The organism is Streptomyces sp. HUAS TT7, from assembly GCF_051550175.1.
Classification (GTDB): Bacteria; Actinomycetota; Actinomycetes; order Streptomycetales; family Streptomycetaceae; genus Streptomyces.
On record NZ_CP196175.1, the window covers coordinates 6,103,115 to 6,126,126 of the forward strand.

Here is a 23,012-nt window from a genome sequence, read left to right on the forward strand (position 1 = left end):
CGGGTCACGGATCACGCCGGGGCACCACCAGCGGCGTGCCCGTGCGGGGATGCGCGAGCACCTCCACGGGCTGCCGGTAGACCCGGCCGATCAGCTCCGCGCCGAGCACCTCGCGGGGAGGTCCCTCGGCGGCGATCCGCCCCTCGTGCAGCACGGCGACCCGGTCCGCGTACGCCGCCGCCAGGCCCAGGTCGTGCAGGACGACCACGACGGCGTCCCCGGCACGGGCCCGCTCGCGGCAGATCCGAAGGACCAGCTCCTGGTGGCGCAGGTCGAGCGCGGCGGTCGGCTCGTCGAGCAGCAGCACCGGGGCGCGCTGGGCGAGCACCCGGGCCAGCGCCACCCGCGCCCGCTCGCCGCCGGACAACGCGTCGAAGGGCCGCCCGGCGAACCCGGTCACCTCGGTGGCCGCCATCGCCTCCGCCACCACCGCCTCGTCCTCGTCCTCGCGCACCGTCCCGGCCCACGGCGCCCGGCCCATCCGGACGACCTCCTCGGCCGCGAAGGGGAAGGAGAGCGAAGCCTGCTGCGGCAGTACGGCCCGGCGCAGCGCGAGTTCGGGCGCCGGCCAGTCCGCGAGCGGCCGCCCGTCGATCCGTACGGCCCCCGAGGCCGCGGGTACATCGCCCGCGAGCGCGGCGAGCAGCGTCGACTTCCCGGCCCCATTGGGCCCGACGAGCGCCACGACCTCGCCGGCATGAACCTGGAGGCCGACCCCGTCGAGCACGGGCCGCCCGCCCAGCACCACCCTCAACTCGCTTGGCTCCAGGGCTACGTGGCCCGGATCGGGCGGGACGGGAAGGGCCCGTGGGCCGCGTACGGAGAAGAGGGACTTCAGGGCGTTCATGCCCAACCACCCTGCTTGCGGCGGGTCCTGCGCAGGAGCCAGAAGAAGAACGGGCTGCCGAGCAGGGCGGTCAGCACGCCGAGCGGCAGTTCGGCGGGGGCGGCCACCGTGCGGGCCGCGAGGTCGCCCGCCATCAGCACGACGGCCCCGCCGAGCGCACTGCCGGGGACCAGGAAGCGGTGCCCGGGGCCGGCCGCCATGCGCAGCAGATGCGGCACGAGCAGCCCGACGAACGTGATGATCCCGGCCACCGCGACGGCGGCCGCGGTGAGCAGCGCGACCACGAGGACCAGCACGATCCGCAGCCGCTCGACATCGACACCGAGATGGCGGGCGGGGCGTTCACCGAGCGCGAGGAGGTCGAGCCTGCGCGCGTACAGCGGCGCGACGGCCAGACCTGTCAGCGCGCACGGCAGTACGGCAAGCACCTTGGGCCAGGTGGCCTGGGCGAGGGATCCCAGCTGCCAGAAAGTGATCTGCGAGATCTGCGCGTTGTCCGCGAAGAAGATGAACAGGCCGATCAGGGCGCCCGCGAAGGCGTTCACCGCGATGCCGGTCAGGATCAGCGTGACGACCTCGGTGCGGCCGCCCGAGCGGGACATGACGTACACGAGCAGGACCGTGACCAGGCCCGCCGTGAACGCGCAGAACGTGATCGTCCAGTTGCCGAAGAAGTTCAGCCCAAGCGCGATGGAGCCGACCGCGCCGGCCGCTGCGCCCGCCGAGATCCCGATCACGCCCGGCTCGGCGAGCGGGTTGCCGAACACGCCCTGCATGAGCGCGCCCGCGCAGCCGAGCGAGGCGCCGACGAGCAGCGCGAGCACGACACGGGGGAGCCGCACGTTCCACAGCACGCTCTCGCCGACCCGGCCGAGCGACTGCCCGCCGAGCCCGGCCCGGTGCCGCACCGAGCCGAGCACGTCGCCGAGCGGGATGTGGTACGCCCCGAGCCCGGCGGACAGAAGGGCGAGCAGAAGAAGGGAGGTGAGCAGAACTGCCGTGAGGAGGACGGGAGTTGATATGGATTTCATCCTCTGCGGTGGCGGCGGAGGACCGGCCGTGATGTCGGGAGCCTCGGTCGTCGCGGTCACTTCTTCTCCGCGTACAGCTGGTCCACGAGGGACTTGAGGACCTGGTCGGTGCGCGGGCCGTAGTTAAGCAGGACGCCGTCGTCGACGGAGACGACCCGGCGGTCGAGGCCCGCCGGAGTCTCGGCCACACCCGGCACCTTGAGGAGGCCGTCGATGCCGCCCACGGATTCGAGTCCCTTGCTCATCACGAGGATGGCGTCCGGGGCGGCCTTCGCGAGGGCCTCGCTGGTGATCGCGGTGAAGTCCTTGGCCAGGCCCGACTCCTTGCCCGCGTCGACACCGCCCGCCGCCTCGATGAGGGAGGCGGCGCCGGAGTCCGCCCCGCCGAGCAGATAGACGGAGGCCGAGCCGCGCAGATAGAGGAAGGCGACCCGGGGCCTGTCCCGGTCCTTGGGCGCGGTGGCCCGTACCGCCGAAACTCTTTGATCCGTACGGGACTTGAGCTCGGCTCCGGCGCCGGGGACACCCAGGGCGGCGGCCACCGTGCCGATCCTGCGGCCCACATCGGTGAGGCTCTTCGCGGGCTCGACCACGACCAGCGGGATTCCGGCGGCCCGGATCTGGTCGACCGCCTCGGCCGGTCCCGTGGTGGTGTCGGCGAGGACGAGGGTCGGCTTCAGGGAGAGGACGCTCTCGGCCGACACGTCGTGCGCCCGCGTCACCACCGGCAGCTTCGCGGCCTGTTCGAAGGTGGCCGTGATGTCCCGGGCCACCACCCGCTTGCCGAGGCCGAGTGTGAACACGAGCTCGCTGAGGGAGCCGGTCAGCGGCACGATCCGGTCGACGGACCTCACCTCCACCTGCTTGCCGTCCGCGGACTTCACGGTGACGGGCAGGTGGGGCACGGGAGTTGCGGCGAGCGGCTCGACCCGGTCCGCGGCCGGCTTCGCCCCGCCGGCCGGGGCGGCCGTCCCCGAACCACCGCCGCAGCCGCTGAGGGTGAGGGCGAGCGCACAGAGCAGCGCACCCGCGAGAAGTCCTGGTCTGCGCACGGGGTGCACCGTCCTTCGCTCGGTCGTGGTGGGCGGTGCACGGGACTTCCGGCACGGCCCGACATAGCTTAGGTTAGCCTTACCTAAGCCGCTAGCCCTTGTGGCCTGCCCTTTCTCGGAGGGATCCCTCATGCCTTCGTCCAGACCCGCCCGGGTGCTCGTCCTCGCGGTGCTCGCAGCGGTGCTCGGGGTGCTGCTTCCGGCCGCCGCCGCGCATGCCGCGGAGCGGACGGTGCGGGGCGGCCGGCTCGACTGGGGGATCAAGTCGTCCTTCCAGAGCTATGTCACCGGGCCGGTGGCGCACGGCAGTTGGAGTCTGACGGGCGGCGCCGCCACCGTCGGCGGCAGCCGGTTCCGCTTTCACTCCGCGACCGGCGCCTACGACCCGGACAGCGGAGACTTCCGGTCGGCCTTCTCCGGCGGCGTCCACTTCACCGGCCACCCGAAACCCGACGGCACCGACGAGCTCGACCTCGCCATCGCCCGGCCCTCGGTCCGGATCGACAGCGGCAGGGGAACCCTCTATGCCGACATGACCAGCAAGGCGAAGGGCAGCGGGCAGGTCACCACCCGGTCCCAGGTGCCGCTCGCCTCGCTGGCGCTCGCCGGGATCGACCTCAAGGGCGGTTCCACCCCCATCGCCCTCGACAACATCCCGGCGACGCTGACTTCCCAGGGGGCCGAGGCCTTCGCGGGCTACTACCCGGCGGGCACGGCGCTCGACCCGGTGAGCCTGTCGGTGGACACGGAGGGGGCGCCGGATCGCCCGGTCGCCTCCAACCCGCCGACTCCGAGCGCCAGTTCATCTTCTGAGGCCGAGGCCGGGGCACCTGGAGGCTTCGCCGACGCGGCCGTCGACTGGGGGGTGCGCCGGACGTTCCGCGAGTACGTCGACGGGCCCGTCGCGCAGGGCCGGTGGACGGTGTCGGCCGGAGCCCGGGACGGCGGGGCGCTGTTCCGCTTCCCGAGCGGCAAGGGCGCGTACGACGAGCGGAAGGGCACCCTGGACGCGGCCTTCGCCGGGGCCGTCCGCTTCACCGGCAAGCAGCTCGACATCACCCTGGACCGGGTCGCGGTGAAGGTGGCCGACGGCGCCGGCACACTCTCGGCGGGCGGCCGCCCGCTCGTCACCTTCCCGGCCCGGCTCGCCGCGAAGGACGGCCTGGTGAGCATCGCCGAGGCGCCCGCCAAGCTGACGGCCGAGGGGGCCGGGCTGTTCGGCGGGATGTACCCGGCGGGCACCGAGATGGACCCGGTGTCGCTCGCCGTCGCGGTCGATCCGAAGGCGAAACTGCCTGCCCTGCCCGACCTGGGCAGTGGCGCGAGCGCCTCGCCGCAGGCCCCGTCCCCTTCGCCGGTGCGGCCCGCCGCTGAACCGGCGGCGCAGGCCACGTCGTCCGGCGGGGGCCCGGGCGCGGTGGCGTACGCGGGCATGGGCGTCGCAGTGCTGGCCGCCGCGGGGGCCGCTTTCGTACGGGTGCGGAGGCGGAGGGCGGCCGCCGCCGAGGCCGCGGCTGCTGACGATCCGGCTGGCGACTGACGGCCGGCGGATGACGGCGGACAGATGACAGATGACAGATGACAGATGGCATATGTCCGCCGACAACTGACAGATTTCCCCACCCCCATTCCCACCAGAGCACTCTCAAGGAGACCCGGACCATGCCCGTTACTCCCCGTCGACGACGTTCCGTGGCCCTCGCGGCCGCCGTCGCCATCGCAGCCTCGCTGGGCAGCACCGTCCCCGCCTTCGCGGCGTCGGCGCCCGAAGGGGCCCCGCCGAAGCTGGAGTTGAAGGACGGCACCCTCGACTGGGGGTTCCGCGAGAGCTTCCGCAAGTACGTCGGAGCGGCCGGGCGGATCACGGTCGCGGACGGCGCGAAGCAGGCCGCGGCCAACGGCGTGTTCACGTTCACCGGCGGTACGGGCACGTACGACACGGCCACCCACAACACCGGCAACGCCTTCAAGGGCAGCGTCCGCTTCGAGGCGCACGGCGGGGTCCTCGACATCAAGCTGTCCGACCTGAAGGTCGCCACCACCGGCACCAAGGGAGCGATCACCGCCGACATCACCACCAAGGACCAGGCGGGCAAGGACCAGGTCCAGGACGACGTGGCCCTCGCCGACCTCGACCTGTCGAAGGTGCGTCCGGGCGGCGGTGCGGGCGGCGCGATGGTCTTCAAGGACATACCGGCCGCGCTGACCAAGGCGGGGGCCGCGGCCTTCAACGGCCAGTACAAGGAGGGCGATCCGCTCGACCCGGCGACCCTGACGGTGACCCCGGCGACGACGCCGGGCAAGCCGGATCCCGGTAAGCCCGATCCGGGCAAGCCCGAGCCGTCCGACAAGCCCAGGCCCACGCCCTCGCCCGCCTCCGGGGCCGCCGCGCAGAGCAAGGCCGTCGACGGCCGGCTCACCTGGGGCCTGAAGGAGTCGTTCCGCCGCTACATCAACAGCGGCGGCGGCATCAGGGCGGCCGACGGGGCGAGCAGGAACGGCGAGCTGTTCGACTTCTCCTTCGGCAAGGCCGACCTCGACGCCAAGGCCCGTACGCTCGACGCGGCGTTCAAGGGCAGCGTCAACTTCTCCTATCCGGCGCACCAGTTGGACATGACGTTCAGCGACCTCAAGGTCAAGGCCACCGGCGACAAGGGCACCCTGGTGCTCGACGTCACCACGCCCAAGGGCAAGAAGGACGACATCGCCTTCGCGACGCTCGACCTCGCCAAGGCCGACTACACCGCGAAGAGCGGCGTGGTGCGCCTCACCGCGGTCCCGGCCGCTTTCACAGCCGAGGGCGCGGCGGCGTTCGCCAACGACACGACGGGCTCGATGTACAAGGCGGGCGATGCGATCGACCCGCTCGACCTCGCCTTCACGGTGCGGGCCGACGCGACCCTGCCCGCCGGCCCGGCCACGGGCTCCGGCTCCGGTACGGGGACGGCGTCCACCGCCCCGTCCGCCTCGGTCGGCGGGACCGCCGCGCTCGCCGCCACCGGCGCCGACATCCCGACCGGCGCCCTGCTCGGCGCGGCGGGCGCCGTGGCCGCCGTGGGCGGCGCGATGCTGTTCGCCGCCAGGCGCCGCCGGGCCTGACCCCTCTCGACGGGCAGGGCCGCACCCCCGACCGGGAGGTGCGGCCCTGCCTGCTGCTTCAATGCGCGTGTGAGCGAAAGAGACGTACTGATCGACGTGCTCAGGGTCTTCTGCGGCCCCGACGGCCGGCACGGCAACGCCCTCGGAGTGGTGCGCGAAGGCGCGACCGTGCCCGGCGAGGCGGCCCGGCAGGAGCTGGCGCGTCAACTCGGCTTCAGCGAGACCGTGTTCGTGGACGACCCCGAGCGCGGCACCGTCGACATCTACACCCCGGGGCTGCGCCTGCCGTTCGCCGGGCACCCCCTGGTCGGCTCGGCCTGGCTGCTCGACCTGGACGTCCTCGAACTCCCGGTGGGCGACATCTTCGCCCGCCAGGACGGCGAGTTCACCTGGATCACGGCCCGAGCCGACTGGGCCCCGCGGCGCACCCTGCGCCAGTACGCCTCGCCGGCCGAGGTGGACGCCCTGACGGTCCCGGAGCCGGGGGAGTGGATATACGCCTGGTCCTGGCAGGACGAGGCGGCAGGCCGCGTACGGGCTCGCGGCTTCCCCGGCCGGGGCGACGGAATCGACGAGGACGAGGCGACGGGCGCGGCAGCCCTCCTCCTGACCCAAACCCTGGGCCGGGCCCTGAACATCACCCAGGGCCAAGGCTCCCAACTCCTGACGGCCCCGGCCCCGAACAACATGATCGAACTAGGAGGCCGGGTACTCCTGGAGCGTGCCATGACCCGGGGCCTTTAAGGGGCGCGAGAATGCGACATGGTGCGGCTCCGCCAACGGGTACTGGGCGCCCTACAGGGGCGCGGGGAACTGCGCGAGCACCACGCACGGCCCGCAGGGGACAACGGGTTCAGGGGCGCGGGGAACTGCGCAAAAAGCCCCCAACCGCCCCGCACTCCAAAACTCGCCCCCCTCGCGGAGCACTACGCGCTGAGCGGAAACTCCTCCCCCAGCTCCCTGAACACAGCCGTGTTCAAAGCGAAAGCCCGCTTGCACTCCTCGACAACCCGCCGCCGCTCCAGCTCATCCGCGCGCAACGCGTCGAGCAGAACGCGATAACCCCGCTTGAACGCCGCCGGGTTGGCGATCCCCTCGAAGACGTAGAACCGTACGCCGTCGCCCTTGCGGGCAAACCCCCACGTCCGCTCCGCCTTGTCGCGGATGATCTGCCCGCCGGACAGATCGCCGAGGTAGCGCGTGTAGTGGTGCGCCACATACCCGGCGGGCCAGTCCCGCGCGCACTCGGCGACGCGCGCCGCGTACGCGGCCGTCGCGGGCAGCGGGCTCGCGCCGCGCCGCCAGTCGGCGCCGCGCAGGTGGGCCAGGTCCCGCTCCAGGGAGGCCGTGCGCATCAGCTCGGGCTGTATGAACGGCCCCGCCACCGGGTCGGCGGCGAGCGCGGAGGCGCCCTCCTCCAGGGCCCGGTACACGAACCAGAGCTGCTCGGTGTAGCGGGCGTACGCGTCGACCCCGAGCCGGCCGCCGAGCAGATCGCCCATGAACGTCGACGTCTCCGCCTCCGTGTGCTGCTCGTGCGAGGCAGTGCGGATGAGGGTGGAGAAGGGCGTGGTCGCGGTGGTGGTCAAGGCGGGCCTCCGGGGACCGAGGGGTGCGGGAACCAGTTGGATCGTCTCAAGTTAGGCTTACCTAAGTCAACTGGTTCCCGACGGCCTGTCGGTAAAAACGTACCCGCTGGGGCCGGGCCGCAACACTCGATCGAAAAATCCCGCCCAACCCGGGAGGACCGCGCGGGATCAGGCCCCGGGACTACGGCAGCGTGAGGATCTCCGCGCCCGTCTCCGTGACCACCAGCGTGTGCTCGAACTGGGCCGTGCGCCTGCGGTCCTTGGTGACGACCGTCCAGCCGTCCTCCCACATGTCGTACTCGTGGGTGCCCAGGGTCAGCATCGGCTCGATGGTGAAGGTCATGCCGGGCTTGATCACGGTGGTGGCGTGCGGGGCGTCGTAGTGCGGCACGATCAGGCCGGAGTGGAAGGCCGTGCTGATCCCGTGGCCCGTGAAGTCCCGTACGACGCCGTAGTCGAAGCGCTTGGCGTACGACTCGATGACCCGGCCGATGATGTTGATCTGGCGGCCGGGCCGGACCGCCTTGATCGCGCGGTTGAGGGACTCCCGGGTCCGCTCGACGAGCAGCTTGGACTCCTCGTCGACGTCGCCGCAGAAATAGGTGGCGTTGTTGTCGCCGTGCACGCCGCCGATGTACGCGGTGACGTCCAGGTTCACGATGTCGCCGTCCTTCAGGACGGTCGAGTCGGGGATGCCGTGGCAGATGACCTCGTTGACCGAGGAGCACAGCGACTTGGGGAAGCCGCGGTAGCCGAGCGTGGAGGGGTAGGCGCCGTGGTCGCACATGAACTCGTGCGCGACCCGGTCGAGCTCGTCCGTCGTCACCCCCGGCGCGATGTGCTTGGCAGCCTCCTCCATGGCCTGCGCCGCGATCCGGCCGGCGATCCGCATCAGCTCGATCGTTTCGGCGGTCTGCACTTCGGGGCCGGTGTACGGCGTGGGCATGGGCTTCCCGACGTACTCGGGACGCCGGATACGACCCGGGACGGAACGGGCCGGAGAGATCTCCCCGGGCACGAGCAGGGACTGCGACTTCGGCTGGCCAGACATGCCGGCGAGTCTATCGAGCGGGTGTGGGGCAGCATGGCCCTGAGGCCCCGGCCACCGTCCCAGGGAAGAGGCACCCATGGCTCTGTTCAAGAAGCGCACCGTCGGCAAACCCGGCGAGTGGTTCTACTGCCTGGTCCACCACAAGGTCGAGGAGGGCCCCGAGTGCCCGGCCAAGGACCGCTTCGGACCGTACGCGACGCGTGAGGAGGCCGAGCACGCGATGCAGAGCGCGCAGGAGCGGAACCTGGAGTGGGAGAACGACCCGAAGTGGCACGACAAGTCGGCGCCGCAGGACGGCACCGACTAGACCCCGTGGCGGACGACCGGCTAGACCGCCGTGGCGGTGGGCTGCCCCGCCGCCCGGCGGCGGGCCGCGTCCTCGTCGGTCGCCGAGTCGTAGGTGATCAGCTTGGGCAGCGCCGCGGCAAGGAGGCCCACCGCCGCCACGCACGCCACCCCGCCCGACCACACCGCGGCCCTCGTCCCGGTCCAGCCGGCCATCGCGCCCGCCCGGACCTGGCCGAGCTGCGGGCCGACGCTGTACGAGAGCACCTCTATGCCGGCCAGGCGGCCGCGCAGCTCCTCGGGGATCGTCTGGTTCCAGATCGTGGAGCGGCCGAGGCCGCTCAGCATGTCGCCGGCGCCCGCCACCGCGAGACAGGCGAGCACCAGCCACACGTTGCCGAAGAGACCCGCCCCGGCCATCGCCGTACCCCAGACGACCGCCCCGACCACCACGAACAGGCCGTGCCGCCGCACCCGCGAGGTCCAGCCGCTGGTCAGGCTGAGCAGCACCGAACCGACCGAGCCCGCCGCGTACATCAGACCCAGCGACCAGTCGGCGCCCAGGCTGTCGGCGAGGAACGGGAAGATCGCGTTCGGGAAGGCGAAGAACATCGCGGCCAGGTCGATCGCATAGGTGCCGAGCAGCACCGGGCGCGACCACGCGTAGCGGGCGCCCTCCGCGATGCCGCGCAGCGAGGGCTTTCGGGCGTCGCGGGCCGGCGGCGCCGGGGTCAGCCGGGCGCACATCACCACCGACACCGTGAACGTGCCGATGGTGGTGGCGTACGCCGTCGCCGTGCCCGCGTACGCCACCACCAGGCCGGCCAGGGACGGCCCCGCGATCGCGCCGAGCTGCCAGCGCAGGGCGTTGAGCGCGGCGGCCGCCGGCAAGTGGTCGTGCGGCACGATCCGGGCCATCAGCGAGTCGAGCGCCGGGCGCTGCAGACCGGCGAGCGCCGAGACGCCCGCGGCCACCACGTACAGCGGCCAGAGCATGGGGTTGGGGAGCAGCGCGTTGACCAGCAGGACCAGCGCGAGCAGACCGAGACCGGCCTCGGTGGCGAGGATCACCTTGCGGCGGTCCACGGCGTCCGCGAGGGCGCCGCCGTACAGGCCGAAGAGGACCAGCGGCACCAGTTCCACCGCGCCCATCGCACCCACCGCGAGCGGTGAGTCGGTCAGCTCCTTGATCTGCAGCGGCAGCGCGACCATCGCCATGAAGCTGCCGAAGTTGGTGATCAGGCCCTGCACCCAGAGCAGCCGGAAGTCGGCCGAGGCCCGCCAGGGGGCGAGGTCGGGCAGGATCGAGCGGAGTCGGGACGCGGGATTTTCTTCAGGCACGAGCGGCCATGCTCCGCACCCGGGGCGCCGGAGGCAAACGAATTAACGGTGCATGCGCGGGCCCGCCGACGATTCACGGACGACGGCTCACCAGCGTCCCGGCGGCGGCGCCGTCAGCTGGTCGGCGAGCTGGCTGAGCCGGTCGCGGAAGCGGCGCGGGCCGCGCTGCGGGGGCAGGGTGTTCTCGCCCGCGGCGGCGCTGACCAGGTGCTGCACGGTGTCCAGGTCGAGCTCCGCGTCCGGGGCCACCGTCAGGGACTCGTGGACCAGGCCCCGCACCTCCCGGTCGCCGCCGTCCAGGGCGAGCACGGTCGCGCCCGCCCGGCGGGCGTCGTGGACGCGTTCGAGCAGCCCTTCGGCGGGCCGCTCGGGCGCCACCACGAGCAGCGTCTCACCGCGCCGGGCCGCTTCGAGACGGCCGAGCCCTACGGACAGATGGGGCGGCCCGCCCGGCTCGACGCGGTGGCGCACCAGCGTCGGGCTCAGCTCCAAGAGCCCCGACCAGGCCGCCTCGTCGGTGAGGTGGGCGGCCAGGTGCCAGGGCTCGTACCGCTCGGTGCCGACCAGGAGCAGCCCGCCGCCGTGCGGTACGACGGACGAGCGGAGCACGCCCGCGAAGCGGCGGGTGGCGCGCAGCCACTCCGTCCCGGCGAGCACTTCCCGCAGCAGTGCGACCCGTACGGCATCCATGGCCGGCAGCCTGCCGCATCCGGCCCGCGCGCGGGGGCCGAACCGGGCTTCGTCATCCGGACGAAGGGCCCCGCTACGGCCGAGTAAGGTCGCCCTCATGACTTCCACTGACAACGCCGGTAACGCTTCGAAGCCCGCCGCGAAGGACCCCTGGGAGCTTCCGGACGTCTCCGGCCTGGTCGTCGGCGTGCTCGGCGGCACCGGCGACCAGGGCCGCGGCCTCGCCTACCGGCTCGCCCGGGCCGGCCAGAAGGTGATCATCGGCTCGCGCGCCGCCGAGCGGGCACGGACCGCCGCCGACGAGCTCGGCCTCGGCGTCGAGGGCGCCGACAACGCCGAGTGCGCGCGGCGCAGCGACATCGTGATCGTGGCGGTGCCGTGGGACGGCCACGCCAAGACGCTGGAATCGCTGCGCGAGGAGCTGGCCGGCAAGCTCGTCGTCGACTGCGTGAACCCGCTCGGCTTCGACAAGCAGGGCGCGTACGCCCTCAAGCCCGAGGAGGGCAGCGCCGCCCAGCAGGCCGCCGCCCTGCTGCCGGACTCCCGGGTGACGGCCGCCTTCCACCACCTGTCCGCGGTGCTGCTCCAGGACGCGTCCATCGAGGAGATCGACACGGACGTGATGGTGCTCGGCGAGGTGCGCGCCGACACCGACCTCGTCCAGGCCCTGGCCGGCCGCATCCCCGGGATGCGCGGCGTGTTCGCGGGGCGGCTGCGCAATGCCCACCAGGTGGAGTCGCTCGTGGCCAACCTGATCTCGGTGAACCGCCGCTACAAGGCCCACGCGGGGCTGCGCGTCACCGACGTCTGAGGACGGCGGGGCATGGTGGACACTGGACGGGCGGGTGCGAAGGCACCCGCCCGTCCGCTTTCACCGTTCCACCCCGTTCGACCTGAGTGCCGAAGTACCCGACAGGAGCCGACCTCCATGCCCCGCCTCGCTCTGTACGCCCTCGTCGTCTGCGTCCTCGCCCTCGTCGCGGCCGTGGTCTCCTTCGCCCAGGGCAGCTGGCTCGGAATCATCTGGGTGCTGCTCGTCGGACTCTCGTCCAACATGACCTGGTACTACGTGCGCCGGGGCCGCGCCGCTAGCCCTGCGGAGTGAGCGAGAGGCTCGGCATGTCCGGCCAGAACTGGTAGAGGCTGCGGCCCGTCGCCGCGTCCACGTCGGACACCCCGAGCCCGTCCAGGATCGAGTAGACCAGCCGGAAGAACTCCTGGTTGATCTCGGGGACCCAGAGCAGCGCGAACACCGCGAGCAGGCCGAACGGCGCGAACGGCTCGACCTGGCGCCGTGCCGAGTGCGACAGCCACGGCTCGATGATCCCGTACCCGTCCAGGCCCGGCACCGGCAGGAAGTTCAGCAGGGCCGCCGTCACCTGGAGCAGCGCCAGGAAGGCCAGCGCGTTGCGGAAGTCGGCGGGCACCCCGTCGAGCGCGTGCAGCCAGAACGGGGCCGTGCACACGATCGCGAACAGGACGTTGGTGAGCGGGCCCGCCGCCGAGATCAGGCTGTGCTTCCAGCGGCCCCGGATCCGGCCCCGCTCGATGAACACGGCGCCGCCGGGCAGACCGATGCCGCCCATGATCACGAAGATGACCGGCAGCACGATCGACAGCAGCGCGTGCGTGTACTTCAGCGGGTTGAGCGTGAGATAGCCCTTGGCGCCGACCGTGATGTCCCCGCCGTGCAGCGCGGTGCGGGCGTGCGCGTACTCGTGCAGGCACAGCGAGACGACCCACGCGGACGTCACGAACAGGAACACCGCGAAGCTGCGGGACGAGGCGTAACTCGTCCACACCGCCCACCCGGAGACCGCCATGACGGCGACGATCCCGAGGAAGACCGGGCTGATCCGCCGGTCGTGGTGGCGGGAGGTCGTGGTGGCCATGCCGTGGGCTCCAGTGGCTGGTGGGACGGTCGAGAGGGACGCGCCCGACCGTACAGGGGCCGAGCGTCCGGGACGCGCCCGACCGTACAGGGGCTGAGTGTCAAACGTCTCGGTAACGGGCGGGAGTTCCGCACCGCGAGCCCCGGGCCCTGTCGCGTCGATGAGAATGGGGGGCGTGCGCTACCGGATTCTCGGCAACACCCAGGTCCACCACCTCGACGGCAGCCCCGTCGCCCTCGGCGGTGCGCGGCTGCGCGCGCTCCTGACGGTGCTCGCGCTGCGGCCGGGCCGGGCCGCCCCGGTGGGCGTCCTCGTCGGCGAGGTGTGGGGCGACGAGGAGCCCGCCGACGCCCCGGCCGCGCTCCAGGCCCTGGTCGGCCGGCTGCGCCGGGCGCTCGGCCACGACGCGGTCTTCTCCGCGGACGGCGGCGGATACGGGCTGGCCGCCGAGGCCGACGACGTCGACCTGCACCGCTTCGAGCGGCTCACCGCCGACGGCGCCCGTGCCCTGGAGGAGGGCGACGCGGCGAAGGCCGCGACCCTGCTCGACGACGCGCTCGCGCTGTGGGCGGGACCCGCGCTCGCCGACCTGCCCGACCCCGGCCCCCTCGCCTCCCGCGCCGAGGCCCGCAGGCTGGATGCCCGGCGGCTGCGGCTCGCCGCCGCCCTCGCGCTCGGCCGGGCACAGGAGACGCTGGCCGAGCTCGCCGCGCTGTGCGGGAGCCATCCGCTCGACGAGCCGCTGCACGCCCTGCGCATCCGGGCGCTGCGGGCGGCGGGCCGCCCCGCCGAGGCGCTCGCCGCGTACGAGGGCGTGCGCGCCACGCTCGCCGAGGAGCTCGGCACCGATCCAGGTCCCGAACTGCGCGCCATCCACGCCGAGTTGCTGAACCCGGCAGCCGTTCCCGCCCCGGCGGCCGTCCCTGCGGCCGCCCCGGTGCACGGCAATCTGCGGGCCCGGCTCACCTCGTTCGTCGGGCGCGAGGCCGAGCTCGCCGACATCCGCGGCGACCTCGGGACCGCGCGGCTCGTCACCCTGCTCGGGCCCGGCGGAGCCGGCAAGACCCGGCTCTCGCAGGAGGCCGCCGAGGGCGCCGCGGCCTGCTGGCCGGACGGGGTGTGGCTGGCCGAACTCGCGCCCGTCGACGACCCGGCCGGGGTGCCCGCCGCCGTGCTCACCGCCGTCGGCGCCCGCAAGACGGTGCTGCACTCGGCGGGCGCAGAGGAGCTCAGGGCCGCCGACCGGCACGCCGACGACCCCGTGGTCCGGCTCGCCGAGCACTGCGGGCCGCGCCGCATGCTGCTGCTCCTGGACAACTGCGAGCACGTGATCGGCGCCGCCGCCGAGCTCGCCGAGTACCTCTTGGCCCGCTGCCCGCACCTGGTGGTCCTCGCCACCAGCCGTGAACCGCTGGGCGTGCCGGGGGAGTTGGTGCGTCCCGTCGAGCCGCTGCCCGCGCCGTTCGCGCTGCGGCTGCTCGCCGAGCGGGGCGCCGCGGCCCGGCCCGGCTTCCGCGTCGAGGACGATCCGGACGCCGCCGCCGAGATCTGCCGCCGCCTGGACGGGCTCCCGCTCGCCATCGAACTGGCCGCCGCCCGCCTCCGTATGCTGACGCCTCGTCAGATCGCGGACCGGCTCGACGACCGCTTCCGCCTGCTCACCAGCGGCAGCCGTACGGTGCTGCCGAGGCAGCAGACCCTGCGGGCCGTCGTCGACTGGTCCTGGGACCTCCTGGAGGCGCCCGAACGCGCGGTGCTCGGCCGCCTCGCCGTCTTCGCGGGCGGCTGCGACCTGGCGGCGGCCGAGGCGGTGTGCGCCGAGGGCGACGGCCTCGACGCCCCGGACGTACCCGCCGTGCTCGGCTCGCTCGTCGACAAGTCGCTCGTCGTGGCGGTGCCCGACGACACCGGCGAGATGCGTTACCGGCTGCTCGAAACCGTCGCCGAGTACGCGGCCGAGCGGCTCGACGACGCCGGGGACCGAGGTGCCGCCGAGCGCCGCCACCTCACGTACTACCGCGAATTCGCCCGCCGCACCGACGCCGGGCTCCGCGGCCCCGGGCAGAGAAGAGCGGTCGACGCCTTCGAGCGCGAGTACGAGAACCTGCGCACCGCGCTGCGCCGCTCCGTCGCGCTGCGCGACGAGGAGGAGGCGCTCTGCCTGGTGCACGCCCTGCTCTGGTACTGGCAGATGCGCGACCTGCGCGCCGAGTCGCGCCACTGGGCGCAGGAGGCGGCGGCGCTCGGGCCCGACCCGTTCGCGCCGCCTGTGGCGCCCGCGCCGCCGGTCTTCGTCCAGTGCACGGACGCCCCGCCGCCGCTCGACCCCGAGGTGCTCCAGGAAGCCCGGCGCGGCGTGCGGCTCGTCCAACTGGCCGCCATGGACCACGAGATGGACCAGTGGACCACCCCGCAGGCCGTCGAACGGCTCCGCGCGATCTCCTCCGCCTACCGCCCCGGCCTGCCGCAGACCTGCCGGATGCCGGGCTCGCTCTGGTTCTTCCCCGTGGTGCTCACCGGCGACACGGCCCGGCTGAGGGAGGTCCTCGATGCGACCGTGCAGGCCAGTGAGGAGCTCGGCTACGAATGGGAGCTGGCCGCCGCCCTCCAGATGCGCGCCAACGTCCTGGCCAACCGGACCGAGTGGGCCGGTGACGCGACCGCCGATGCCGACGCCGCCCTCCTCATCTTCCAGCGCCTCGGCGACGCCTGGGGCTCGGCCGAGGCACTGGGTGCCAGGGGCGAGGCGCGCGAGAAGCGGGGCCAGTTCGGCGCGGCCGCCGAGGACTTCACCGCCGCCCTGCGCCACGCCGAGCAGCTCGGCGCCCAGGCCCAGGTCACCCTCCTCAAGGCGCGCCTCGCCTCCGTCCTCCTGGAGATGGGGGAGGGCGAGCGCGGCGAGGCCATGCTGCGCGAGATCCTCGCCGGGGACCGGGCGGGCGTCGAGGCGCGGCCCGCGGCCCGGCTCTTCCTCACCATGTGGCTGGGCCGCACCGGCCGGTTCGACGAGGCGCGCGAGCAGGCCGAGGTGATGCTGAGGGAGTTCAGCTCCGCCAACCTCGTCCTGTTCGAGGGGTTCGTCCTGGGGGTACTGGCCTGGCTGGACAATGCGCAGGGCCGGTACGCCGACGGGCTCGCGGGCGCCCGGGTCGCGCTCGACCGGTCCCAGGGGCCGCTCTCGCGGATGGTCGCGCCCGAGATGATCGCCGTCCACATGCTCACCGCGGCCCGCTCCATCGCCGGACTCGGCGGCCCCGGTAACGGCGAGGACGCGGCCCGGCTCGTCGGTGCGCACGACGCGCTGCTCCCGGTCGGCCACTTCCTGGCGCCCGTGCAGGTGGAGCAGCGGGCCGAGGCCGAGCGGGCCGCCCGCGCCCGGCTCGACGACGCGGCGTACGAGGCCGCGTACGCCGAGGGCGGCGGCCTCTCCGTGGAGGAGGCCACCGCCCTCGTGCGACGCGACCGCAAGGACTGACGTACCGTCAATCTCAGGTGCGCTTGCGGAACTTGGCGACCGCGAGCGGAGCCATCACCAGCGTGATGCCCACCGACCAGGCAAGCGTCATCAGCGCCGAGTGGGCGACCGGGCCGCCGGTCATCAGGCCGCGGGCCGCGTCCGCGAGGTTGGACAGCGGGTTGTAGTCCGTGAAGGACTGCAACCAGCCCGGCATCGTGGTCGGCTTGGCGAAGATGGACGAACCGAACTGCAGCGGCATCAGCACGAGCATGGCCACTCCCTGGACGGCCTGGGCCGTCTTCATGGTGAGTCCGAGCAGGATGAAGATCCACATGAGGGACGCGCCGAACACCAGCGACAGACCGACCGCCGCGAGCAGGCCCCAGACCGAGGTGCTGATGCTGAGGCCCAGGATGAAGCCCATGATCAGCAGGATCGTGGTGGCGACCAGCATGCGGCCGACCTCGACGACCATCTTGGCGATGAGGACGGACGACCGGGCGATGGGCATCGTCCGGAAGCGGTCCATCACGCCCTTCTTGAAGTCGTCGTTGACGCCGGTGCCGACCGCCATCGCGATGTTCAGGCCCATCATCGCCATCAGGCCGGGCACCAGGTAGTTGACGTACGCCTCCTGGTTGCCGCTGCCGAACATCGCGCCGCCGAAGACGTACACGAACAGCAGGATGAAGATGATCGGCATCAGGACGGCGTCGAACATCGACTCCGGGTCGGCCTTGATCTGGAGCATGTTGCGGCGCGCCAGGGCGCCGATGTGGCGCAGGTTCGCCCGCAGTCCGATGCGTACGTCGTCGGACCCGGTGACCTGCCGCGAACGCGAAGGGGTCTGCTGGGCAGGCGCGTCGACAGTGGTGGTGCTCATGCCGCGACCTCCTCGGTCTCACGGTGGGTGTCCTGGGCGCCGGTGGTCTTCTGGCCGGTGATGGCCAGGAACACCTCGTCCAGGCTGGGCAGGTGGGTGCCTATGTGGGCGATGCCGTAGCCGCGCGCCCCCAACAGGCCGACGACGGCGGTCAGTTGCTCGTCGCTGAGGATCGGCACATTGAGCACCCCCTCGTCGGGGATGACCTGGGTGCCCGAGACGCCGTCCAGGCCCGCCTCGGTGACGGCCCGTGCCATGGCGCCCAGCCGGTCCGGGTCGGTGGGCCGGATCTGCAGGGTGCGGCCGCCGACCTTCGCCTTCAGCTCGTTGACCCCGCCGTTGGCGATGACCTTGCCGTGGTCGATGACGGTGAGCTCGCTCGCCAGCTGCTCGGCCTCCTCCATGTACTGCGTGGTGAGCAGCACGGTGGCGCCCTCGGCGACCATCCGGCGCACCTCGTCCCACACCTCGTTGCGGGTGCGCGGGTCCAGGCCCGTGGTCGGCTCGTCCAGGTAGAGGACGGCCGGGTGGCCGATCATGGAGGCGGCCAGGTCGAGCCGGCGGCGCATGCCGCCGGAGTACGTCATCGCGGGACGCTTGGCGGCGTCCGTGAGCGAGAAGCGCTCCAGGAGCTCGTCCGCGCGGGACCGCGAGTCCTTGCGGGACAGGTCGAGCAGCCGGCCGATCATGTACAGGTTCTCGCGGCCGGACAGCTTCTCGTCGACCGAGGCGTACTGCCCGGTCAGGCCGATGGTGCGGCGCAGCTGGCGGGGCTGCTTCACCACGTCGAAGCCGGCCACGGTGGCGGAGCCGGCGTCCGGCACGAGCAGGGTGGACAGGCAGCGTACGAGGGTGGTCTTGCCGGCGCCGTTCGGTCCGAGGACACCGAGCACGGTGCCCTCGCGGACGTCCAGGTCGACGCCGTCCAGCGCCTTGGTGTCGCCGAAGTGCTTCACCAGCCCCCGTACGGAGACGGCGGTGCCGGCGGCAACACCGGCCCCGCTGTCGATGGGGTTCTTGTCGATTCGCGTCATGTCCACCAAGGTGCCAGCCGCCACCGACAATCCACCGACAGAGCACCGACAGCCTGTGGACGGCCGGCCTACAGCCACCTACAGCCCTGTGGACAACCGGGCCCGCAGACGACTGACAGCCCGCCGATGGGGGAAGTCGGCGGACTGTCGTCGTGACCGCAGTGGCTAGTGGAAGGTGTGCTCCTCGGCCGGGAACGCCCCGCCGACGACCTCGCCCGCGAAGGCCTTCGCGGCGTCGCCGAGAGACTCGCGCAGGTTCGTGTACTGCTTGGTGAAGCGGGGGGTCTTCCCGGCGGTCAGGCCCACCATGTCGGTGTAGACGAGCACCTGCGCGTCGCACTCCACGCCCGCGCCGATGCCGACGGTCGGGATGTGCAGCGTGCGCGTGACCTCGGCGGCGAGCTCGGCCGGGACCAGCTCCAGGACGATCGCGAAGGCGCCCGCGTCCTGCACGGCCTTGGCGTCGCGCAGCAGCTGGTGCGCCGCCTCGTCGCCGCGGCCCTGCACCCGGTAGCCCAGCGTGTTCACGGACTGCGGGGTGAGGCCGATGTGGCCCATGACCGGGATGCCCGAGTCGACGAGCAGCCGGATCTGCTCGTGGCTGCGCTCGCCGCCCTCCAGCTTGACCGCCCCGACGCCCGCGTCCTTGACCAGGCGCATGGCGCTGCGCAGCGCCTGCACCGGGCCCTCCTGGTACGAGCCGAAGGGCAGGTCGGCGACGACGAGGGCGCGCGAGCTGCCCCGTACGACGGCGGCGGAGAGCAGGGTGATCTCGTCCATGGTGACCGGGACGGTGGTCTCGTAACCGAGGTGGCAGTTGCCCATCGAGTCGCCGACGAGCAGGACCGGGATCCCGGCCTCGTCGAAGACGGACGCGGTCATCGCGTCGTAGGCGGTGAGCATGGGCCACTTCTCGCCGCGCGCCTTGGCGGCGGCGATGTCGTGCACGGTGATGCGCCGGGTGCCCTTGCCTCCGTACAGCGCCTTGGGATTGCTGCTGTCGGGTGCCTTGTGGGCAGCCTGAAGTTGTTGCGTCATCGCAACGGCTCCTGTTCGTCATCTCGAAGCGCCCTTACGGCGTCTCCGGACCACATCCATGGTGGCATCCCGTGCCCTCTGCCGGGAAGTGGGTGTCACAGGAAGGCAAATCGGGCCGGAAACACGAACCGGTGTCCGAAAAGTAAAGACCTTGCTATACGAGACGGTCTCGTATCGAAATAGCTCTAGGCTGGACGGCATGTCAACCACGCCTGCCGCGTCCGGCGCCCCGGCCGCACCTCGGATACCCGAAGCCGTCCACCGCCGACGCTGGGCGGTCCTCGCCGTCCTGATGCTCAGCCTGCTGATCGTCGTCCTGGACAACTCGATCCTGAACGTCGCCGTCAAGACGATCGCCAGCCCCGCCCCCACCGGCCTCGGCGCCACCCAGAGCGAGCTGGAGTGGGCGATCAACGCCTACACCCTCGTCTTCGCCGGGCTGCTCTTCACCTCCGGCCTCCTCGGCGACCGGCTCGGCCGCAAGAAGATCCTGCTCTTCGGCATCACGGTCTTCGGCCTGGGCTCGGTGCTCGCCGCGTTCTCCAACTCGCCGGACCAGCTCATCGCGTTCCGCGCCCTGATGGGCCTCGGCGGCGCCTTCGTGATGCCCGCCACCCTCGCCGTCCTCATGAACGTCTTCGAGCGCGAGGAGCAGCCCAAGGCGATCGGCATCTGGGCCGGCGGCGTCGGCCTCGCCATCGCGATCGGCCCGATCACCGGCGGCGTGCTGCTCCAGCACTTCTGGTGGGGCTCGGTCTTCCTGGTCAACGTGCCGGTCGTGATCATCGCCCTTGTCGCGATGGTCGTCCTCGTACCGGACTCCAGGGACCCCAACCCCGGCAGGCTCGACCCGGTGGGCGTGCTCCTGTCCGTCGTGGGCCTCGTCCTGCTGGTGTACGGCATCATCCACGGCGGCCAGCTGGCCGACTTCACCGATACGACGGTGGTCGCCACGATCCTCGCCGGTGTCGCGGTCCTGGTCGGCTTCGTCCTGTACGAGAAGCGCGTCGACCACCCCGCGATCGACATCGACTACTTCAAGAAGCCCGCCTTCTCGGCGGCCGTCGTCGCCATCGCGCTGACCTTCTTCGCGCTGATGGGCGTGACCTTCTTCTCGGTCTTCTACATGCAGAGCGTGCGCGGCTACAGCGCCCTCCAGTCAGGCCTGCTCATCCTGCCGCTGGCCGCCGCCCAGATGATCTTCGCGCCGCGGGCCCGGCTGGTCGTCGACCGGTTCGGCGCCCGGGCCGTCTGCACCGCCGGACTGATCCTGGTGGCGATCGGCCTCGCGGCCTTCGGCCTGTTCGACGCGAACACGCCGATCTGGGTCATGGAGGTCGTCTTCTTCATCCAGGGCGCCGGAATGGCCCACATCATGCCGCCCGTCACCGTCTCGATCATGCAGTCGCTGCCGCGCGAGAAGGCCGGTTCGGGCTCGGCCGTCAACAACACCTTCCGCCAGGTCGGCGGCGCGCTCGGCGTCGCCGTGCTCGGCTCGGTGCTCTCGACCGTCTACCGCGGTGACATCGAGGGCCACCTCGGCGCGATCCCCGAAGGGGCGCGCAAGGCGGCCGGCGAATCCATCGAGGCGACCCTCGGCATCGCCGAGAAGATGGGCCCCGCGGGCAAGGCCCTGATCGCCCCGGCCAACGACGCCTTCATCCACGCCATGCACATCACGGCCCTCGCCTCGTCCGGCGTGGCCCTGCTCGGCGCGGTGGTCGTCGCCCTGTTCCTGCCCGGGAAGCCGCCCGCGGCCCCGGCGCCCAAGGCGGAGGACCGCCCCACCGAGGCCGCCCGTAGCTAGGCGGCGGACCTTCGGGACAATCGGCGGGTCGGCGAGAAGAAGCGGAGCGGGCGTGACCCTGATGGACAAGCAGTGCAAGGTCGGCGAACAACGGCGCGGGCGGCCCCGCTCCGAGGCCGCGGAACGCCAGATCCTGGAAGCCGTGATCAAGCTGCTTGAGGAGGGCGTCTCGCTCGCCGACCTCTCCATCGAACGCATCGCCCGCACCGCGGGCGTCGGCAAGGCCACCATCTACCGGCGCTGGGCCGGCAAGGAGGAGCTGTACGTCGAGGTCGTCCAGTCCATGGAGTCGCCGGCCCCGCCGCTGCCCGGCCACTCCCTGCGCGACGACCTCGTCTGCATGGTGGAGAACGTGCGTCGGCGCAGCGTCGCCAAGCAGTCCTCCGCCCTTCTGCACAACGTCTTCGCGCAGATGCAGAGCTATCCCAAGCTCTGGTCCAAGTACCACAGCATCGTCATCGACCCCCGCCGCCGGCTCCTCGACGAGCTGCTGCGGCGGGGCGTGGAGACCGGCGAGCTCCGCGCCGGTCTCGACCTGGACATGGCCGCCGATCTCTTCGTCGCCCCGATGCTGGTGCGCACCATGATGCGGCCCGGCAACGAACTGCCCGGCCCCGAGTTCGCCGAGCGCATCGTGGACGCCGTCCTCGAAGGGCTGCGTCCGCCCCGCTGAATATGCGCGTTGTGTCACAGGGGCCCGTGCCGGGGCCCCGGCACGGAACCCGCCGCCGTGCCCGGTCGTCCTGCGGGGCGTACGGATGCCGTACGGGCAGTACGGCAGCAGGGAATCCCACTCGTTTTCGCCTAGGGTCGAACGGCGGGGACGATGTGCGGACAACAGCAGTGAGGACAGCGGTATGGCGCGGGCGTACACGACGGAGACGGGCGACGGCAGCGCGGAGGACGAGCGCACCCGGTCCCGGTTCCGGCGCCTGGCCGACGGCTGGCGGGGCGATCCCGGCATCTGGCGCCGCGGCCTGGTCCTCGCGGGGCTCGCCGTCGTGATCGCGCTCGTGATGATCCTGCACTCCCGGATCCCCAACTCGGTGGGCAACCTCGGCTCGCTCTCGGAAACGTTCCTGCCGTGGCTCGGCATCTTCCTGCCGGTCCTCCTCGGGCTCGCGCTGTGGCGCCGCTCGGCGACCGCGCTGATCGCGCTGCTGCTCCCGGTGATCGTCTGGTTCAACGTGTTCGGCGGCCTCCTCACCGACAAGCAGGGCTCGGGCGGCAACCTGGTCGTGGCGACCCACAACGTGAACGCCGAGAACCCCGACCCGGTCGGCACGGTCCGTCAGGTCGCGGCCTCCGGCGCGCAGGTCCTCGCCCTGGAGGAGATCCCGGGCGACAAGGCCGAGACGTACAAGAAGGCGCTGGCCGACATCTACCCGTACCACTCGGTGCAGGGCACGGTGGGCCTCTGGTCCAAGTACGAGCTCCGCGACAGCAGGCCCGTCGACATCAAGATGGGCTGGACGCGCGCGATGCGCTCGACGGTGAAGACCCCGGCCGGCGACGTCGCCGTGTACGTCGCCCACATGCCCTCGGTACGGGTCAAGCTGAATGCCGGGTTTACCGCCAACCAGCGCGACAACAGCGCCTACACGCTGGGCGAGGCGATCTCCGCCGAGCCGGTCAAGAAGGTGGTCCTGCTCGGCGACCTGAACGGCACGATGAACGACCGCTCCCTGAACAACATCACCGCCCAGATGCGCTCCACGCAGGGCGCCGCGGGCGACGGCTTCGGCTTCACGTGGCCGGCCGGGTTCCCGATGGCCCGCATCGACCAGATCATGGTCAAGGGCATCGAGCCGAAGTCGTCGTGGACGTTGCCGGAAACGAAGAGCGACCATCTGCCGATCGCGGCAAGGCTCCAGGTGTAGTCCGCTCGGCTTCCCCCAAGGCGTGAACGGGGGCCC

The 23,012-nt window shown here is 72.2% G+C and carries 21 protein-coding genes; 10 read left to right on the plus strand and 11 right to left on the minus strand.

Features of this window, described 5'->3' with window-relative positions:
- Positions 1-4: 4 nt before the first annotated feature.
- From ACSHXC_RS27485 to ACSHXC_RS27495, 3 genes are read right to left on the minus strand one after another with little or no spacing between them, the layout of a single operon-like run.
- Complete coding sequence (locus ACSHXC_RS27485) at positions 5-847, minus strand: heme ABC transporter ATP-binding protein (RefSeq protein WP_438294150.1); 843 nt, start codon at positions 845-847, stop codon at positions 5-7.
- The gene (locus tag ACSHXC_RS27490; RefSeq protein ID WP_438294151.1) at positions 844-1,938 is read right to left on the minus strand and encodes a FecCD family ABC transporter permease; all 1,095 of its coding nucleotides are present in this window, start codon (positions 1,936-1,938) and stop codon (positions 844-846) included. The genes ACSHXC_RS27485 and ACSHXC_RS27490 overlap by 4 nt, the downstream gene beginning before the upstream one ends.
- Positions 1,935-2,930 (minus strand): heme/hemin ABC transporter substrate-binding protein, encoded by a 996-nt coding sequence (locus tag ACSHXC_RS27495; protein ID WP_438294152.1) that lies wholly within the window; start codon positions 2,928-2,930, stop codon positions 1,935-1,937. The genes ACSHXC_RS27490 and ACSHXC_RS27495 overlap by 4 nt, the downstream gene beginning before the upstream one ends.
- Before the next feature lie 130 nt (positions 2,931-3,060).
- Here ACSHXC_RS27495 and ACSHXC_RS27500 point away from each other — a divergent pair, with 130 nt between their 5' ends.
- The 3 genes from ACSHXC_RS27500 (at position 3,061) to ACSHXC_RS27510 (ending at position 6,773) form a co-directional block, all read left to right on the plus strand.
- On the plus strand, positions 3,061-4,470 hold the full coding sequence (locus ACSHXC_RS27500; RefSeq protein WP_438294153.1) for an HtaA domain-containing protein: 1,410 nt from the start codon (positions 3,061-3,063) through the stop codon (positions 4,468-4,470).
- 122 nt (positions 4,471-4,592) lie between these two features.
- A complete protein-coding gene (locus tag ACSHXC_RS27505; protein ID WP_438294154.1) occupies positions 4,593-6,029 on the plus strand; it encodes an HtaA domain-containing protein in 1,437 nt (478 codons plus the stop codon).
- A 69-nt stretch (positions 6,030-6,098) separates the two neighbouring features.
- Positions 6,099-6,773: a PhzF family phenazine biosynthesis protein gene (locus ACSHXC_RS27510; protein ID WP_438294155.1), complete on the plus strand. Its 675-nt coding sequence runs from the start codon at positions 6,099-6,101 to the stop codon at positions 6,771-6,773.
- A 182-nt stretch (positions 6,774-6,955) separates the two neighbouring features.
- Here ACSHXC_RS27510 and ACSHXC_RS27515 read toward each other — a convergent pair whose 3' ends face one another.
- Complete coding sequence (locus tag ACSHXC_RS27515; protein WP_438294156.1) at positions 6,956-7,618, minus strand: heme oxygenase (biliverdin-producing); 663 nt, start codon at positions 7,616-7,618, stop codon at positions 6,956-6,958.
- A 181-nt stretch (positions 7,619-7,799) separates the two neighbouring features.
- Positions 7,800-8,669, minus strand: coding sequence for a type I methionyl aminopeptidase (gene map / locus ACSHXC_RS27520; RefSeq protein WP_344377648.1), 870 nt, complete (start codon positions 8,667-8,669; stop codon positions 7,800-7,802).
- 76 nt (positions 8,670-8,745) lie between these two features.
- Between map and ACSHXC_RS27525 the strand changes: the two genes are divergently transcribed.
- A complete protein-coding gene (locus ACSHXC_RS27525) occupies positions 8,746-8,976 on the plus strand; it encodes a hypothetical protein (protein WP_438294157.1) in 231 nt (76 codons plus the stop codon).
- Between the two features lie 20 nt (positions 8,977-8,996).
- Here ACSHXC_RS27525 and ACSHXC_RS27530 read toward each other — a convergent pair whose 3' ends face one another.
- A complete protein-coding gene (locus ACSHXC_RS27530; RefSeq protein ID WP_438294158.1) occupies positions 8,997-10,295 on the minus strand; it encodes an MFS transporter in 1,299 nt (432 codons plus the stop codon).
- Positions 10,296-10,382: 87 nt separating this feature from the next.
- Complete coding sequence (locus ACSHXC_RS27535) at positions 10,383-10,985, minus strand: hypothetical protein (RefSeq protein ID WP_438294159.1); 603 nt, start codon at positions 10,983-10,985, stop codon at positions 10,383-10,385.
- A gap of 97 nt (positions 10,986-11,082) precedes the next feature.
- Here ACSHXC_RS27535 and npdG point away from each other — a divergent pair, with 97 nt between their 5' ends.
- Both npdG and ACSHXC_RS27545 read left to right on the plus strand, forming a co-directional pair.
- Positions 11,083-11,796: an NADPH-dependent F420 reductase gene (gene npdG, locus ACSHXC_RS27540; RefSeq protein WP_438294160.1), complete on the plus strand. Its 714-nt coding sequence runs from the start codon at positions 11,083-11,085 to the stop codon at positions 11,794-11,796.
- Positions 11,797-11,913: 117 nt separating this feature from the next.
- Entirely contained in the window at positions 11,914-12,090 is a 177-nt protein-coding gene (locus ACSHXC_RS27545) for a hypothetical protein (protein ID WP_438294161.1), read from the plus strand.
- Here the strand turns inward: ACSHXC_RS27545 and ACSHXC_RS27550 are convergent.
- Complete coding sequence (locus ACSHXC_RS27550; RefSeq protein ID WP_438294162.1) at positions 12,074-12,877, minus strand: site-2 protease family protein; 804 nt, start codon at positions 12,875-12,877, stop codon at positions 12,074-12,076. The genes ACSHXC_RS27545 and ACSHXC_RS27550 overlap by 17 nt on opposite strands.
- A 166-nt stretch (positions 12,878-13,043) precedes the next feature.
- Between ACSHXC_RS27550 and ACSHXC_RS27555 the strand changes: the two genes are divergently transcribed.
- Entirely contained in the window at positions 13,044-16,352 is a 3,309-nt protein-coding gene (locus ACSHXC_RS27555; protein WP_438296869.1) for a BTAD domain-containing putative transcriptional regulator, read from the plus strand.
- A 13-nt stretch (positions 16,353-16,365) separates the two neighbouring features.
- Here ACSHXC_RS27555 and ACSHXC_RS27560 read toward each other — a convergent pair whose 3' ends face one another.
- The 3 genes from ACSHXC_RS27560 to panB form a co-directional block, all read right to left on the minus strand.
- Complete coding sequence (locus ACSHXC_RS27560; RefSeq protein ID WP_438294163.1) at positions 16,366-17,217, minus strand: ABC transporter permease; 852 nt, start codon at positions 17,215-17,217, stop codon at positions 16,366-16,368.
- A complete protein-coding gene (locus ACSHXC_RS27565) occupies positions 17,214-18,251 on the minus strand; it encodes an ATP-binding cassette domain-containing protein (RefSeq protein WP_438294164.1) in 1,038 nt (345 codons plus the stop codon). The genes ACSHXC_RS27560 and ACSHXC_RS27565 overlap by 4 nt, the downstream gene beginning before the upstream one ends.
- Before the next feature lie 165 nt (positions 18,252-18,416).
- Positions 18,417-19,289, minus strand: a complete 873-nt coding sequence (gene panB, locus ACSHXC_RS27570) for a 3-methyl-2-oxobutanoate hydroxymethyltransferase (protein WP_438294165.1) — start codon at positions 19,287-19,289, stop codon at positions 18,417-18,419.
- A 199-nt stretch (positions 19,290-19,488) separates the two neighbouring features.
- Between panB and ACSHXC_RS27575 the strand changes: the two genes are divergently transcribed.
- The 3 genes from ACSHXC_RS27575 to ACSHXC_RS27585 all read left to right on the plus strand — a co-directional run bounded on the left by ACSHXC_RS27575 (position 19,489) and on the right by ACSHXC_RS27585 (position 22,976).
- Entirely contained in the window at positions 19,489-21,096 is a 1,608-nt protein-coding gene (locus ACSHXC_RS27575) for an MFS transporter (RefSeq protein ID WP_438294166.1), read from the plus strand.
- Positions 21,097-21,157: 61 nt separating this feature from the next.
- Complete coding sequence (locus tag ACSHXC_RS27580) at positions 21,158-21,769, plus strand: TetR/AcrR family transcriptional regulator (RefSeq protein ID WP_438296871.1); 612 nt, start codon at positions 21,158-21,160, stop codon at positions 21,767-21,769.
- Between the two features lie 184 nt (positions 21,770-21,953).
- Complete coding sequence (locus ACSHXC_RS27585; protein WP_438294167.1) at positions 21,954-22,976, plus strand: endonuclease/exonuclease/phosphatase family protein; 1,023 nt, start codon at positions 21,954-21,956, stop codon at positions 22,974-22,976.
- Positions 22,977-23,012 lie beyond the last annotated feature (36 nt).